This window comes from Methylorubrum pseudosasae, from assembly GCF_029504475.1.
In the GTDB taxonomy this organism is placed as follows: Bacteria; Pseudomonadota; Alphaproteobacteria; order Rhizobiales; family Beijerinckiaceae; genus Methylobacterium; species Methylobacterium extorquens.
The window spans coordinates 407,931-423,069 of record NZ_JAQGDU010000002.1; the positions used below are offsets into that span (position 1 = coordinate 407,931).

Here is a 15,139-nt window from a genome sequence, read left to right on the forward strand (position 1 = left end):
CCCGCTTTTCCTTGCGGTCGCGATATTCGGGGCATGCGCTGGATGGGTCTTCGCGGGGGCCTTCGAGACCGGACGCCCTTTCATCAATACAATCTATGGAATGTTTTTCAGCCTCACGCTGTTTCTTTACGAGCGCGGAAAACTTTTGCCCGGCCTGCGTGCCCGCGTTCGGCGGGCGGCGACGCCGATCTTCTTTGCCGCCACACTCTTGATCTTCGGCTGCACATTCGTCGTCGGAACGACTGTGGCCGGAACCGTTCTATGGGCGGTCGGCATTGCGAGTACCCCAATCCTCGACGTCGCTCCGACCGCGCAAAAACTCACCTACGCCTTCGTCACAGCGGCACTCCTCGTGGCAGTCCTCCGCATGCGCGACCTGATTGGACCGCGGATGTTCATGAGCTTCCTACTTGGGCGTTACCATAAGCCACGCCGTGAGGAGCGGGTTTTCCTATTTCTCGATCTTATCGGCTCAACGCGTTTTGCAGAGGAGCGTGGCGACCTTGAAGCGATGCTCTACCTAGGTCACGCCTTCGAAGTTCTCGCCAGACCTGTCGAACTCTATCGGGGTTCGATGGACGATTACGTGGGTGATATGGCGTTGGTTACGTGGCGTATGGGCCCGGATCTGGAGGATGCGGCTCCCATCCGCTGCCTGTTCACATTCCTCGACCAGGTCGAGCAAGACGCAGGGGAATGGCGTCGCAGGTTCGGCGAGGTGCCCCGGTTCCGCGCCGCGCTTCACTGCGGGCCGGTGATGACGGGTGAGATTGGCGTAGACCGGCACAAAATCACGTACTTCGGCGATGTTATCAATACGACGTCCAGACTTGAGAGCCTGGCAAAAGCGCTCGATGAGCCTGTCGTCGTCTCGGCCGAACTTCTCGCCCGCCTCGGGCCGCTACCCGAGGGCGTAACGGTCACCAACCTCGGACGGCACTCTCTGCGCGGACGTGGCGAGGCGCTGGAAGTTGTGGGGCTGCACCGGTCGATCGGTGAAGATTAAGGGGCGACATGACCCGTGTTTCAGCGCCGCGTAGCAAAGCACACTTCGATGCATATGATCCAACCTGATCTGCATTGGCTCCAGAACGCATTCCGATGAAGTGGTCACCGATTCGTCGAAAGAATGCGCGTTGAAACAAAGACCGAGAGCCGCCGTCCTGATGCAATGGGGTCAGATACGGCTCTAGGAAGATTCAGGTGAAGGGGTCGATGAAGGGCATCGCCGCGCTCCTCAGGACTTGAACGCAGACCGGAAGGCCCGCCGCAGCCGCTGGCCGCCCGCGGGTCGCACGCGCAGGTGAGATCCGATGAGTGTCCGGAAAGCGAAGTCGACCTGGCCGTACTCTTCGCCGCAGCCCTTGGCCCTCTCCTTCGGCAAGTAGCCCTTGGCCACGATGGCGCGGTACCGTCTCCGGTCCGAGCCGTAGGCCATGCAGGCGAGATTGTAGAAGCGCTGCCAGGACAGCCCGTGCACGTCGGCGAAGGCACCCTTGTCGATTGGCTCTTCCTTGGCTGTCGCCGCGAAGAAGTACGCGCTCCCGTTCACGACCCTGCGGGCATCGGCGGGCGACAGGTGCAGGAGGATCAGCGAGGCGACCTGGTCAGCGGCGTCCTCCTCGCGTCCGAGGATGGGCACCTGCAAGAGGTCGAACAAGGCGTGGCTGCTCTCGTGCAGCAGGATCTGGAAGACCGGGCCATGGATCGCATCCTGCCTGGTCACCCCGGCCGGTGACTTCGTTCGCGGTGCGGCCTGGACGATGCTGTCGAGGAGCTCGTAGCAGACGGTCACGCTCCGGTTCTCGGGCGCGTACCAAGCGTTGCGCTCGCCGGCGCATTCGGCCAGCCGGTAAGTCAGTCGATTGGGCAGCCTGACGAGACCGATGATGGCGCCGACCCGCTCCAGCACTCTCCGCTCGCGCATGGCGTCGTAGATCTCACGGTAGGCGGCCGTCTTGGGTGCCACGTAGACGATCCGAATGCGTCCGCCGTCGCGTCCGCTCGGACCGGCCGACGCGCTCGCCGGAAGCACGGTTGCCGCCAAGAGGATGCCGATGCGCCAAGCACGGACCGGCATCCGCGTCCCCATCAGCCATTCCAGGTTGGCCAGACTCATCGTGGGAAGCCCTGCATGGCGTTTGCATCATCGGGCAATGGCTTCCTCGCGACAACGCAGCGGAAGCCGATGTGGCTGGTAGTGGTACGCCGCCAGCGCCGCGAGCAGCGAGTCATCAACGCTCGGCTCTCACGGCTTGAAGAGTGGAAGCTGCCCGATGGTCTCGCGTGTGGCGCTGACGGTCAGGTCGTTGTCCGCCTGCCGCAGGAGGGGAACCGGGATGCCAACCTCCCCACCGCCGAGCCAGCGACGGCGGGCCACCACTGCGATCAGCGTCGTCCCGTCGGCCGAGACCCGCACATCCTTTACGCGCCCGACGATGAGCTTGTGATCAGCATAGAGCCAGCGGCGGCGGAGCGTTGGCACGAGCGAGGCGGCGCCGATCTGCATGCGCGAGTCCGCCGCGTCGAGCAGGGGCGATCGGGCTTCCTGCGCGCTCGCCTCGCCAGCGAGCATCACGAGGACGCAGGCCCAGGCAGGAAGGTGCTGCTGCATCCGCTCTCCCTCTTCCGTCGCAAGCGAGCTTCTTCGTGCTTCTCGTCGCGCTTCACCCCGTTCGTTGAACCTTCCGCCATGCGCTGGGCGTCATGCCCACCCAGCGGCGAAGGGCACCAGAATACACGGTTGAAGCTGCCCGATTCGAGCAGCTGTCGGCGCGCAGCCTGACGGAACCGGGCATGGCGGCATCCTCCAGCCGTCAAATGGCCCTTTGTATAGATTTTTGCTTGATCGGATGGGACACCAAGAGGTGCCTACCAGGCGCTGAGCCGGGCTGTACTTCATCCGCAGTTGCACTTCGTCTTTTTGGTGCACTTGCACGAAAAAATTGCGCAGGCCCTAGTGATCTGTCCTTGGCTGCACGTGGGTTCCGACACCTCGATCGTGGTCACGCTTATGGGACTGCCGGAGTACCTTGCCCGCGAGCGATTTCTTCATTCTATGTGCCATCAAGAGCGGCTCGCACTTGTGTACGTCGAACTACTGCCGCAGCCACCGACCAGCCGCGCGATCCGTATCGGGCCGATACAACGATGGCATCCGCAGCCCATCGCTGCGCTTGCAAGTGCGTCCTCGAAGGGGTGGAAATTGCCGCACCCCTTTTGTTCCGTTCGCTGTTGGGGCGACTGATTCACGGCCGCCCCAATCTCGTTAGTTTATTTTAGGCTCTGCTGATGTTTAGCCTAGAGGTCAGAATGCGTATCTTTTGGTAGTCCAACATTTTGGCGTTAGGCATAAGCTGATAGGAGTCCGGGTCTATGACGCTGACTTGATTGAAAATTGTGCGCACCCTCCAATGTAAGAAAGTATAAATTGCTCGCGCCCGCAGAGAATCTCGATCGAGACATAGCAAATGCGCTCGCGGTCTTATCCGCGAGGGCATGGAATGTGTACTATCAGTCTTTATTTTTTAATGCGCCGAAGCTCCGACCGTCGATAGAATGCCGCTCTAACGACCTCCCGTTCGATCGACGGCCCAAGACCGGGTGCAGTTACGCGCGGCGGCTTGGGGCCGACACTGCGGCCACGGTTCCAAGGAACGCGGGTTCTGGTTTGGGAGGTAGCGACTTCGGGCATGACAGGTCCTTGGGTTGAGGAGCTCTTCAGAAGGAACCCGCTGCTGCCGATAAGCCCAGCCTCGGATGACGGCTCTCTGCAACAGAAGCCGACATTGGCTTCACCGGACCCGGACCGCTGCTTGCGACCCTGCTCAGACCTTCAGAATGTCCGCTTTCCGACCGGCTAATGAGCTCGAAACAAATGAATTCGGCAGGAAGTTGCCCGTTCGCTTTCATGTTTAGGAAGTACCTGGGCGGACTCTCGCAAGATCGCAGTCGGAATCACGGCAGGCATCCGCCTGTGCCTGCCGGTGCTGCGGAGCCCGTTCGAACACGCCCGCTTGGCGCCAGCGATGCAATTGGCTCACCACGGCTCCGACGGGAACCGGAACACGTTGGCAGATCCTTCCACAATGCGCTCGTCCGTAGAAACCAGAGTAGGTCGTTGAGGATTGGACTGCGCCGCTCAGCAGACTGGCCCAGGCGCGGCCCCCGCGCGAGTAAAAGCGTACCAATCTCGCTTAGGAAAATGCAACCATCGTGCGATCCCAAGGATCCATGCCGGCGCAGTGAGCGTTTTCGTGTCTGAGCAACAAGCAAATCATTCCATTCGCTTGAGCTAACCGCCTGAACCAATAAGGCGCCGAGACGCCGTATCAGGATGATGGGGCATGTTTTGGAACACTCGTGCTGTTCGCATCCTTGTCGGATTGGCGCTTCTAGCCACCGCAGTCGTCGTAATGCTGCCAGGCCTGACCGGATATACGAGCCTCGATGGCACAGTAAACGCGCGCTTCGCCGTGGTGTCGGCGCCGATCGAGGGCGTCGTTTCCGAGACTCCTCCCAAGGTCGGGACCGCGCTGCCGGAGGAAGCCGAGATCTTCCAAATCACGAACGATCGCATCGCCCGCACGGCGGAAGCGCAACTCGATGCTGACCTCGGCGCCGCGCTCGAACGCCTGAAGGCGCTCGACGCGCAGACCGGTCAGCTCGCGGCTCTCAAGAAGGAACTCGCCGCGCGGCTCGGCGACTACCAGAAGGCGAGCCTGCAAAGCATCCAGCAGGAGATCATCATCCGCCAGCAACGGATCAGCACAGCCCAGGCCAACCGTGTCTCGGCAGAGGCCGACCTCAGCCGCAAGCAGACCCTCGGTGCGACCGGTGTGGTCGCAAACAGTTCAGTCGAAGCGGCGAGGGCCGCAGCCGTCGCCTCCGGCAACGAGGGCACGATCGCCAAAGCTGAACTTGATCGGCTGAACCAGCAGCTCGACGCTTTGAAGCGTGGCACCTTCGTGGGCGAGGGACGTAACGATGTGCCGTACTCGCAACAACGTGGAGACGAAGTCACGATTCAGCTCGCCAACGTCGAGGCCCAGGCTAAGATCGAACGCGCACGTGTTAAGCTACTGGAGAAACAGCTTTTTATCGAACGCAACCGCAACGACAGGCTGTCGAGTGCCTCCATAAGGCTCCCGTTTCGCGGTGTGATCTGGCGCAACAACGTCGTCGGCGGCTCGAACGTGATTGTCGGCAATGAGCTGACCCGCCTGCTCGACTGCCGGGATCTCTTCGTCGACATCCTGCTCGACGAAGTCGATTATGATCAAATCAAGCCCGGCGATCCCGCAGAAGTGCGGCTGCTCGGAACCTCCGACGTCATTGCCGGACGCGTGAACTCGGTCCGTGGGTCAAGCGCGGCCGTCGAGGAGGTGACGCTTGCGGCCATTCCGCCCAAGAGCAGAGGCAAGAATGCCCGCATTCGACTGATCCTCGATCAGAATGCGATGCAAACCGACTACGAGAACTTCTGCCATGTGGGCCGCACCGTGCAAGTCCGGTTTGCACGATCCGCAGCGACTCTGCCGTTCGTCAACTGGGTGAAGAGCCTGTGGTTCAGCATCTCCTAGAGCTCAACCTCGCTCCTCTCGCGCCGACCTGCCTCGTCGGGGCTTTCTTTTATCTTTTCGTGACGAACTGGCCACGGCAGAAGACCTGGGCGCGGAGCATCGCCTGCGCCTTCGTTCTCGCGGTGGCCGTGCGCTACCTCCTCTGGCGCTTCTTTCACACGGTGCTGCCGCATCCTGTGGACGGCAGCTTCGCCCTCATCTGGACCTGGGCCGTCTTCTTCGTGGAACTCGGCGCCTTCGCCGACATCCTGCTCTTCCTTGTGGTGATGAGCCGCTCGGTCGACCGAAGCGCCGAGGCCAGCCGGTTGGAGCGAGCCTTCTTCGCACGCCCAGAGGCGGAGTTGCCGACAGTCGATCTCTTCATCCCAACCTACAACGAGCCGCTCGACGTGCTGGAGCGGACCATCGTCGGGGCTCTCGCGCTCGACTACCCGCGGGACAAGTTCAAGGTCTATGTCCTCGACGACAAGAAGCGCGACTGGTTGAAGGCGTATTGTGAGGAGAAGGGCGCGATCCACGTCACCCGGCCGGACAATTCCCACGCCAAGGCCGGCAACATGAACAACGGCCTCAAGGTCTCCTCAGGCGACTTCATTGCGATCTTCGACGCCGATTTCGTGCCCTACCGCAGTTTTCTGCGCCGCACGCTGCCCTTCTTCACGGACCCGACGATTGGCATCGTTCAGACCCCGCAACATTTCTTCAACAAGGATCCGGTCCAGTCGAACCTCTCGCTCGAAAAGGTCTGGCCCGACGAGCAGAGATTGTTCTTCGATGAGATGGCCGCGAGCCGCGATGCCTGGGACGTGAGCTTCTGCTGCGGTTCCTGCTCGATCGCCCGCCGCGCGGCCCTCGATGTAATCGGCGGCTTCCCGCACGACTCGATCACCGAGGATCTCCTCACGACCCTCGCGATGCTCAACAAGGGATACAAGACCCGCTACCTGAACGAGCGTCTGTCGATGGGTCTCGCGGCGGAGAACCTGAAGGGATACTTCGTTCAGCGGGGCCGCTGGTGCCGCGGCGGCATCCAGACGATCTACCTGCATAACGGCCCGCTGCGGGGGCCGGGCTTGAACCTGTTCCAGCGGGTGATGTTCCTGCCCCTGTCGTGGCTGATGCAGTACACGACGCGGTTCGTGATCCTCGTGGTACCGGCCGTCTACCTCTGGACCGGCGCGGCACCGCTGTACTTCACCGGCTCGCAGGACATCGTCTATTACCAGTTGCCCGTGCTCACGGCCTACTTCCTGCTGATGGGCTGGTTGACGCCGACCCGCTACTTGCCACTGGTGTCGAGCGCGGTGGGCACCTTCGCGACGTTCCGCATGCTGCCCGTTGTGGTCTCCAGCGTGATCAAGCCGTTCGGCGTGCCGTTTCGCGTGACGCCGAAGGGCAGCGGCAACGAGGAGAACGCCTTCGATGCCTACACCTTCTTCTCGATCGCCTTCTGGATTGCCGTCACCGCGCTCGGCCTCGTCATCAACATCGTGCCGGAATGGTCGCGCATCGGCGAGGGTGAGTTCTCGCTCGTCTCGGCCTACTGGGCCGCCCTCAACATCCTCGTCCTCTTGGTTGCGGCCCTGATCTGCTTCGAGAAATCGCGTCCGCTCCTTGACAGTTTCGCAACAGACGAGCCGGCCCGCATCGTCGCAGCGGACCGCGCCTTGGACGCGCGGATCGTCAATCTGTCGCTCGATCGAGGCATCGCATCCTTCCCGGCCGATCCCGAGCTACGACCCGGCGACCAGATCTGGATCGAGATGGAGCGCTTCCCGCACCTTGAAGCCACGGTCGAAGGCGTGACCCCGGGCAGGCGTCGGAGCCCCGCATGCGTCCGATTTTCCTACAATCTCGAGGGCGCCTGCCGCGACGTGATGATTGTCCGACTCTACACCGGCCAGTACTCGCAGGACATCCGTGACATCGACAAGTCGGCCGTCGTCGGGGGCCTCTGGAGCCGCCTGTTCGGACGAGGTGGCACCTATGATCCGGCCTGAGCCGATCTTTTCTCAGGAGCTGCTGAAGGCCGCCTGATGGCCAGGATAGGTGCAAAACCGAATGTCGGCTTTTGGGTGACAACCCAATGATGGCTCACCACCCCGAGCCGAAGTTGCCGAATGGCCGACGGATGACCGCTTGCGGGAAGCGCTGACGGGTGTCCGCACGAATGCCATAGGTCGTAAGCGGAGCGTCTGCTTCGAGCCAAAAACGAAAAGCCCCGCGCGGCGGGGGCCTTGGTCGGGCAATCTGCGATCGGGCAAGGTATCGGCTCTACGATTTAATCCACGCGGGACCATGTGCTGTCGGCAGAGCGTGAGAGTGCCCCGTGCGGCTGCCTGTATAGATCGATGGGTGCATTTGGCTGCAAACAGCAGCCATGAAACAACCTATGACACTCGGCGACATCCTCGTGCTGATCGGTGCCGGCGTCGTTCTAGGAGGCTTGGCCCTTCATGTGCTGCGTAGCGCCCCTGCATGGGTAGGCACGTGAAAAACCCCACCGCGGCGAACCGAGATGGGGCAAGTCCGGTATCGACGCCTACTGGAGGGTAGGCCTTAGGTAGACGGGCCTCCGCCCACTGATCGCCAGCCTTCGGCACCCATTCTGCGGGACGATTAAGGGGTGAAGGTCGGGTCGCACGATCACCCCGGCGCCGCTCCGCCCGTCCCTAGCCCCCCGTCCGCCACCAATCTCCGATGTAGCGCTGGGTCCGCTCGATCGCCGCTCGATGTCCGACTAGGTTCAGACGAAGAAGCCCCACAACTTCGTGCTCGCTGCCGTGCCTTCACTCGCTTCAATGCACGTTGCGATCAACGATCCACCGGCCGCGAAGCGGAACGCGCGGTTCAAAGCGGAGAGAAGCGTCGGCCAGCGTGCTCAGACCGCTCGGCTCACCAGCAGGGCGAGGAGCGCGAGCCCGAGCCCTAGCGAGACCAGTTTCCAGAACAAGACCGGATTGCGCTCCAGCAAAGCCGCCCGGCGCATTCCGGCGAGCGAAGGGTTCGGGTGGCGCAGGTCGTAGGTGAAGGCCGACAGCGCCTCGTAGCGCAGCGCCGGGTTCGGGTGGACGGCCTTGCGCAGGGCGCCGTCGACCCAGATCGGCAGGCCCGGCCGCACGGCCGAGACTGGGACGTAACGCAGGCGCCGCGCCCGCGCCTCAGTCAATGCCCGGGCGGCCGCCGCGCCATAGGGCAACTGTCCGGTCAGCATCTGGTAGGCGATGATCCCGAGGGAGAAGACGTCCGCCGCGGATGTACCGGGATGGCCGGCAAGGTATTCGGGCGCGCTGTACTGCTGGGTGCCGAGCACCGGTTCCTCGGGGGCGAGCTCGGCCACGCCCGCCACGCGCGTCGCGCCGAAATCGATGATCCGTACGGTGCCGGCGGCGTCGATCAGGACGTTCTGAGGCCGCAGGTCCTGGTGCACCATCTCGCGCCGGTGAAAGGCCTGCAGGCCCCGCGCGATCTGCTCGACAAGGCTGCGCACGGTCTCGAGGTCCGGCGCGGGATTGTCCCGCATCCACTGCGCCAGCGTGCGTCCCTCAACATACTCCATTGCCGTGTAGAGGTGGCTGCGCCGCCGCGCCTGCGGTTGGGCCTTCAACACGTGCGGGCTGTCGATGCGCCGGGCGATCCACTCCTCCATGACCAGTCGGCGCAGCTGCGCGGGGTCGTCGCGTGCTTCCGTCGAGGGCACCTTGAGGGCGACGGTCGCGCCGGTGTCGGAATCCAGCGCGAGATAGACGTGGCTGCGGTGGCTCGCGTGGAGCGTGCGCAGCACCCGGTAGCCGTCGAAATCGGTCGGTGGATCGAGCAGAGGCGCGGGCGCCAGATCCGCGACGCGGCCCGCTAGATCGGCCGGCCCGTCCTCGGGTGCTGCCTCAATGCGCACGATCTGTGCGGTGAGATTGTCGGCGCTGCCGGCTTCGTAGGCATGTCTGATGATTTCGCGGGCAGCCGTGTCCAGATCGGCAGCATGGCGCGCGATCAGGCCAGCGATCGTCTCCGGATCGACGTGCTCGTGCACGCCGTCGGTGGTCAGGACGAAGACGTCGCCGGGCTCGGTTCGCACGCTGGCATGGTCGATCTCCACGCGTCCGCCCGCGCCGAGTGCCCGGCCGAGATAGGATTCCTCCGCCGACAGGACGAGGCGGTGATCCTCGGTCAGCTGCTCCAAGGAGCGGCCCGCAACCCGGCAGATCCGCCCGTCGCCGACGTGGAAGAGGTGGGCGGTGCGGCCCTTGAGGATGAGGGCGCTGAAGGTGGTGACGTAGCCGCGGTCGGGCTCGTGCCGGCTGCGCCGCGTCTCAGCGTGGAGCCAGGAATTGGCCGCCGCGATCACGCGCTGCGCCGCGCTCTTCACCGACCATGTGTCGGGTGTGTCATAGTAGTCGGTGAGGAAGCTCTTGACCGCGGTCTCGCTGGCCACGTGGCTGACCGCACTGCTGCCGATCCCGTCCGCGATCACAAGGGCCGCGCCCTTGAGCCCCAGAGCCGGCTGCCCGGGGATGAGTGCCCCGTGAAAATCCTGGTTGTGGGGCTTGCGACCCGCCGCGCTGTGCTGGCCGAGCGTGAGCCTGAGGTCGTTCGGCATCGGGGAGGACTTAAGGGACAGGGACCCGTGCCCTTGCGGCGCGGGTCCCTGTCCGGTCAAGCACGGATCAGGCGGCGAGGCGGCGCGCCTCGCCCTGCACGGCCGTGCGCTTCGGCGCGGTGCGGACGTGGGTGGTGTAGAGGGTGAGCCCCGTGAAGGCCAAGCCGCCGACGAGGTTGCCCAGCACGGTCGGGATCTCGTTCCAGAAGAAGTAATCCCCGATCGAGAAGTTGCCGCCCATCATCAGGCCGAAGGGGAACAGGAACATGTTCACGACCGAGTGCTCGAAGGTCATGTAGAAGAACACCATGATGGGCATCCACATGGCGATGACCTTGCCGCTCACCGTGGTCGAGATCATCGCGCCGACGACGCCGGTCGAGACCATCCAGTTGCAGAGCATGCCGCGCATGAAGATCGTGAACCAGCCGCCAACGCCGTGGGCGGCATAGCCGAGGGTGCGGCGCTCGCCGACATGGGCGATGAACTCGCCGACTTTGTCGGCCGGCGCAGTGAAGCCGAAGGTGAAGACGAAGGCCATCATGAAGGCCACCGTGAGCGCCCCCAGGAAGTTGCCGAGGAAGACGAGGCCCCAGTTGCGCAGCACCCCGCCCCAGGTCACGCCCGGGCGTCGATCGAGGAGCGCCAGTGGGGCCAGTACGAAGACGCCGGTCAGAAGATCGAAGCCCAGCAGGTAGAGCATGCAGAACCCGACCGGGAACAGGGCGGCGCCGAGGATCGGGATCCCGGTCTGCTGAGTGATGGTGACGGCGAAGACCGCGGCAAGCGCCAGGATCGCGCCCGCCATGTAGGCGCGGATCACGGTGTCGCGGGTCGCCATGAAAATCTTGGATTCTCCGGCATCGACCATCTTGGTCACGAATTCGGAGGGCGCGAGGTAAGCCATACTGGTTTCCTTGTGGCGGCCGGAAGATGCTGGGTTCGACGAGTCCCCGCCCGGATCTCCAGGCGCCTCCGGTCCGACGTGGTGTCTGACCCGCCGGCGCGAGCCTTGCCCGCACCGGTCGGTCGCGCCTCAGCAAGATCCACGCCCGTTTGAGCAGCACAGCGTGCCTTGCGACGCCCTTGCCGACGCCACGGTTCGGGCGGCTCTCCGCCGACGATCGCGTTTCCGCCGTTCAAGACCGGGCGTCCTGCCGCTCGGCGCCGGTCCGCCGCGCCGAAGCTCACCCGTCCGCCATCAATCCCTGAGGAGGGGCGCACGCGCTCGATCGCCGAGCCGAGGGCTGCTTATTTTTTAGAGGCGGATGTCGTGGAAAGAGGTCTGTTCGGTCGCGTTGCGGGACAACCGCTTCAAGCCGTAAGCGGAGTGACCGCGGCTCATCGCGGACGGACCTGACGACGGAACGCACGATGGATCACGACGTCACAGCACCAGGATCGGGCGAGCAGGCCGCGATCATCGAGGCTGCTGAAGAGGTCGTGCTGGAGCCGCTGGCCGACTTCCCGCACATTGACCTGCGCACCGGAGTCGAGCCGTGGGATAAGCGTCGAGCCGCGGGCAAGACGCTGCGACGCGACCTTCCCCACGCCGATCATGCCATCCTAGGCGCCGACGCGGATCGACCCGACCCGGTCTCGCTCATCGAAGGGGCGCATGCTGGCCGGCAGGAACACCTCATCCCGCTGCGGGTGGCCCGCATGGCTTCCTCGCCGTTCGCGTTCTTGCGCGGGGCAGCGCAGGTCATGGCCTGGGATCTGGCTCAGGGACCGCGCGGCGCGATCGACGTCGTGATGAACGGTGACGCCCATCTATCGAACTTCGGCCTGTTCGGCTCTCCACAGGGCGACGTCGTTCTGGATCTTAACGATTTCGATGAGGTCACGGTCGGACCGTGGGAATGGGATCTTAAACGGCTGTGCGCGAGTATCGAGGTCGCGGCGCGAGACGCCGCCGTGCCCGTAACTGAACGGCGTCAGGCGGTCCAAAGCGCCGCCGCGGGCTACCAGCACGCCATGGACGATCTCGCTCCGCGCGGATCGTTGGACGTCTGGCAGCAGGCCGCGCGCGCTGATGATCTCGACTTCATCGGCATTGAAATCGATGCCCAGTCGCAGGCCGTGGTGCTCCGAGCCGTCGAGAAGGCCAGACGCAAGAATAATCAGAGCCTGCTCGATCGGGTCGGCGAGCGGCGCACGGATGGTGGCTGGCGCTTCCGCGAGGAGCCGCCGATCCTCACCCGCGTCGATGAAGCGACGCGCCAGAGCGTCACGGCCGGACTGGAACGCTACGCCGAGACGCTGCCGCGCGAGCGCCGGTTCATGCTGAGCCGCTACCACGTCGTCGATGTCGCGCACCGAGTGGTTGGCGTCGGTAGCGTCGGCACGCGGGCCTATGTCGCCTTGTTGTGCGGAAATTCGGACCAGGATGCGCTCTTCCTCCAGGTCAAGGAAGCCGTGCGACCGGCAAGCGCACCGTATCTGCGCGGCATGCCCGAGCCCTACGCGAGCCACGAGGGCGAACGCGTCATCTACGGACAGCGCCTGCTGCAGGCAGTGGGAGACCCGCTGCTCGGCTGGACCAGCATCGATGGCCGCCCATTCTACGTGCGTCAGATGAAGAACATGAAGGGCGAGATCCCGCTCAGTCGTATGGCGGGCCGCTCGCTGATGTACTTCTCGCACGCGTACGGTGCACTGTTGGCGAAGGCGCATGCTCGCACCGGGGATGCGGCGGCGATCGCGGGCTACTTCGGTCACGATGGGCGTGCCGACCTGCGTGAAGCCCTTGCTGATTGGGCGCAGGCCTATGGTGATCGGAATGCAGCCGACTACGAGATGTTTCGCGCCGCGATAGCTGAAGGTCGCCTCACGGCAGCGGATGACCCGCATCTGTGATGGAGGAAGAGAGCGGCCGACATTTCCATCGCCCGGTGTGCTGAACCGGGCTTCTGCCCGCCTTAACATCAGAGGTAACGGCGTCGGGACATGGCGCACGTCCGGCGGCTTTGTGGAGTGCAGCTGGCAACTGGAGTGCCAAGCGCGCGGGTTGATGTCCCCGAGCCGCGGCTTGAGGCTGGTTTCTCCAGAAGCAGGTGTCCCATAACCTCTGCCAGGACGGTGACCGCCTGCCAGCCCCTAACCCTGCACGTGGCCAGAACGGGCGGAAAAGGTGGTTTCAGGCATTTGCGGCACGAACGACAATAACTCCGTTAGGAACGTCGGCAGAAGTTGGAGGTTGGCCGGAGGAGCTCAAGGAGGTTCCTCATGTCAGCACCCCGCAGCCTGCAAGATGTATACCTCGATGAACTGAAAGATAGTTGGTCTGCTAACGACCAGATGGCCCGTACCGTTCAACAGCTCAGTCAGAAGGCTAGCGACGCCAAGCTGAAGCAGATGCTTGAGAAATCGGTCGAGGGCATCAACAAGCACACTGGCATTCTCAAGAGCTTGATCGAGCAAGCTGGAGGAAAGGTTGAGCCGGAGCACTGCAAGGGCATGGAAGGGCTGGTCACCGAGGCGCGTAAGCACGCGTCCGAAGAAGCCCCGCAGGATGGCCAGCTTCGGGACGTGGTGATCATCGCCCAGTACCAGCGCATGGCGCATTACGGTTTGGCTGGGTTTGGATCAGCGGCCGCTTACGCCAAGGCGCTTGCCAAGTCCGAGGACGAGCAGAAGCTCAAGCAGGCTGTCTCGGAGATCTACAAGGGCGATGAGTTCGCCAGCCAGTTGGCTGAGGGCCTGCAGCAGGTTGCCACGAAGTAGTTGAGAGCGCTGCCGCCCAAGCGGCAGCGCTTTCACCGAGCGGAACTTGCCTGCACCTCGCTCGCCCTGGAGGGGCCGGCGGATGACGCTGCGCAACTGGCCTCAGAGATCCCCGACGACTCCGACGTTGAGGCGCTGCACGCGATCGCGCGCGGTCAGCGGGTGAGGGCGCTCGAACTGCAAGGCCAGACGGTCAAGATCGCGACGAGGGAATTGATCAACGCACGCGCCCTCCATGGATCCATAGATGACAACGGGCTGTCCATCGGGTGATGAGGCGCTCCGAACCCGGCCAGACCGTGAGGGCAGCCTCACCATTCTCGCACCAGGTTGCGGGCCAGACACACCGCATCGCGGCAGAATTCACTTGAGGTCGGGTTCGACGGTGATGGTGGCGAAGTACGCGGCAAGGCGCTTTGCCGCTTCGAAATCCTCGCACTCGATGTTGACCTGCCCGGGCCAAACCCGCTCCTCCTGTCGGAGCTGATGCAGGATGTGCTCGGCCGTATCGGCGGCCTCGGCTTCAGTGTTCCCAGCAACACGGCACTCGTACCGCTTGCCGGATATGACGATGGTAAAGGGTGCAGGTCGCATGGCCTCAACATGGTCGGCGATGGCTGCTTCCGCGCTGTGACAGAACGCCCGCGCTCACGGCTTCCTACCGCGAGCGGAGTCTAGCTACTCACGCCATCGTGGCACGGCCATGATTTGAGTTCGCCAACGCCTCGGAGGCCGCCCTGGCAGTAAAGGCGATTTCTCTTGGCTTTCGCCGTGATTGGCCGCATGTTGCGATCTTCGCACGCTCGCATCCGCCGACCTGTTGTGGAGGGAGAAGATGCTTAGATCGTTCGAGGAAAGAGAACGCGCCGAAGAGCTTTTATTTGTGATCGGCGAGGAACGACGCTTTCTGAACCGCCGCGCTGGCGCCCAAGCATTGGCCGATTTCGCGATCCGGAAACTCGGCTGTGATGCTCGGACGAGCCGCGCCTACGCTGACGTGCTGATCGATGCAATGATCCATGGCGCCAGCAACGAGGCCTTGCTCGAACGGGTGCGCGCCGATCTGGCAGCCAACCTCGCAGACTTCAGCCTCGAAGAACTGAGAGCCGTGATGTTGGGCGGCAGCGATCCTGCTCTCAGATCCAGGCCGGTCGTTAAACCACGCTCGCCAGTCCGCAACTCTTCACGTTTGTAGCGCAATAACGATAGAGATCGCAGCCGCTGCCGAGCCAGA

12 protein-coding genes are annotated in these 15,139 nt (G+C 63.6%); 7 read left to right on the forward strand and 5 right to left on the reverse strand.

The features are described from left to right. Window positions 1-100 precede the first annotated feature (100 nt). Complete coding sequence (locus M2437_RS02705) at window positions 101-1,006, forward strand: adenylate/guanylate cyclase domain-containing protein (protein WP_253389300.1); 906 nt, start codon at window positions 101-103, stop codon at window positions 1,004-1,006. 231 nt (window positions 1,007-1,237) lie between these two features. On the opposite strand, the gene M2437_RS02710 is transcribed toward M2437_RS02705, so the two are convergent. Beyond that, window positions 1,238-2,119: a DUF4344 domain-containing metallopeptidase gene (locus tag M2437_RS02710; RefSeq protein WP_253389301.1), complete on the reverse strand. Its 882-nt coding sequence runs from the start codon at window positions 2,117-2,119 to the stop codon at window positions 1,238-1,240. A gap of 129 nt (window positions 2,120-2,248) precedes the next feature. Then, window positions 2,249-2,614 (reverse strand): PRC-barrel domain containing protein, encoded by a 366-nt coding sequence (locus M2437_RS02715; protein ID WP_253389302.1) that lies wholly within the window; start codon window positions 2,612-2,614, stop codon window positions 2,249-2,251. A gap of 1,732 nt (window positions 2,615-4,346) precedes the next feature. Here M2437_RS02715 and M2437_RS02720 point away from each other — a divergent pair. Further along, window positions 4,347-5,582 (forward strand): HlyD family secretion protein, encoded by a 1,236-nt coding sequence (locus M2437_RS02720; protein WP_253389303.1) that lies wholly within the window; start codon window positions 4,347-4,349, stop codon window positions 5,580-5,582. Next, on the forward strand, window positions 5,564-7,582 hold the full coding sequence (locus M2437_RS02725) for a glycosyltransferase family 2 protein (RefSeq protein WP_253389304.1): 2,019 nt from the start codon (window positions 5,564-5,566) through the stop codon (window positions 7,580-7,582). Before M2437_RS02720 ends, M2437_RS02725 begins: the two co-directional genes overlap by 19 nt. Window positions 7,583-8,463: 881 nt before the next feature. Here the strand turns inward: M2437_RS02725 and M2437_RS02730 are convergent. Both M2437_RS02730 and M2437_RS02735 read right to left on the reverse strand, forming a co-directional pair. Next, on the reverse strand, window positions 8,464-10,179 hold the full coding sequence (locus M2437_RS02730) for a bifunctional protein-serine/threonine kinase/phosphatase (RefSeq protein WP_253389305.1): 1,716 nt from the start codon (window positions 10,177-10,179) through the stop codon (window positions 8,464-8,466). 67 nt (window positions 10,180-10,246) lie between these two features. Next, window positions 10,247-11,086 (reverse strand): formate/nitrite transporter family protein, encoded by an 840-nt coding sequence (locus tag M2437_RS02735; RefSeq protein ID WP_003603596.1) that lies wholly within the window; start codon window positions 11,084-11,086, stop codon window positions 10,247-10,249. Between the two features lie 467 nt (window positions 11,087-11,553). Between M2437_RS02735 and M2437_RS02740 the strand changes: the two genes are divergently transcribed. The 3 genes from M2437_RS02740 (at window position 11,554) to M2437_RS02750 (ending at window position 14,178) form a co-directional block, all read left to right on the forward strand. Beyond that, window positions 11,554-13,038, forward strand: coding sequence for a DUF2252 domain-containing protein (locus M2437_RS02740; protein WP_003603598.1), 1,485 nt, complete (start codon window positions 11,554-11,556; stop codon window positions 13,036-13,038). A 369-nt stretch (window positions 13,039-13,407) separates the two neighbouring features. After that, complete coding sequence (locus tag M2437_RS02745; protein WP_253389306.1) at window positions 13,408-13,905, forward strand: YciE/YciF ferroxidase family protein; 498 nt, start codon at window positions 13,408-13,410, stop codon at window positions 13,903-13,905. Further along, on the forward strand, window positions 13,906-14,178 hold the full coding sequence (locus M2437_RS02750; RefSeq protein ID WP_253389307.1) for a hypothetical protein: 273 nt from the start codon (window positions 13,906-13,908) through the stop codon (window positions 14,176-14,178). Between the two features lie 90 nt (window positions 14,179-14,268). Here the strand turns inward: M2437_RS02750 and M2437_RS02755 are convergent, their stop codons facing one another. Next, window positions 14,269-14,499: a hypothetical protein gene (locus tag M2437_RS02755; RefSeq protein WP_003603602.1), complete on the reverse strand. Its 231-nt coding sequence runs from the start codon at window positions 14,497-14,499 to the stop codon at window positions 14,269-14,271. Between the two features lie 241 nt (window positions 14,500-14,740). Here M2437_RS02755 and M2437_RS02760 point away from each other — a divergent pair, with 241 nt between their 5' ends. Next, entirely contained in the window at window positions 14,741-15,100 is a 360-nt protein-coding gene (locus M2437_RS02760; RefSeq protein WP_253389308.1) for an ATPase inhibitor subunit zeta, read from the forward strand. The last annotated feature ends 39 nt before the right edge of the window (window positions 15,101-15,139 follow it).

Excerpts from the sequence above, each read along its gene's own strand:
- M2437_RS02745 (WP_253389306.1), top strand. The coding sequence starts at position 13,408 with ATGTCAGCACCCCGCAGCCTGCAAGATGTATACCTCGATGAACTGAAA.
- M2437_RS02760 (WP_253389308.1), top strand. The coding sequence starts at position 14,741 with ATGCTTAGATCGTTCGAGGAAAGAGAACGCGCCGAAGAGCTTTTATTT.
- M2437_RS02730 (WP_253389305.1), bottom strand. The coding sequence starts at position 10,179 with ATGCCGAACGACCTCAGGCTCACGCTCGGCCAGCACAGCGCGGCGGGT.
- M2437_RS02715 (WP_253389302.1), bottom strand. The coding sequence starts at position 2,614 with ATGCAGCAGCACCTTCCTGCCTGGGCCTGCGTCCTCGTGATGCTCGCT.
- M2437_RS02720 (WP_253389303.1), top strand. The coding sequence starts at position 4,347 with ATGTTTTGGAACACTCGTGCTGTTCGCATCCTTGTCGGATTGGCGCTT.
- M2437_RS02740 (WP_003603598.1), top strand. The coding sequence starts at position 11,554 with ATGGATCACGACGTCACAGCACCAGGATCGGGCGAGCAGGCCGCGATC.
- M2437_RS02735 (WP_003603596.1), bottom strand. The coding sequence starts at position 11,086 with ATGGCTTACCTCGCGCCCTCCGAATTCGTGACCAAGATGGTCGATGCC.
- M2437_RS02710 (WP_253389301.1), bottom strand. The coding sequence starts at position 2,119 with ATGAGTCTGGCCAACCTGGAATGGCTGATGGGGACGCGGATGCCGGTC.
- M2437_RS02705 (WP_253389300.1), top strand. The coding sequence starts at position 101 with ATGTTTTTCAGCCTCACGCTGTTTCTTTACGAGCGCGGAAAACTTTTG.
- M2437_RS02755 (WP_003603602.1), bottom strand. The coding sequence starts at position 14,499 with ATGCGACCTGCACCCTTTACCATCGTCATATCCGGCAAGCGGTACGAG.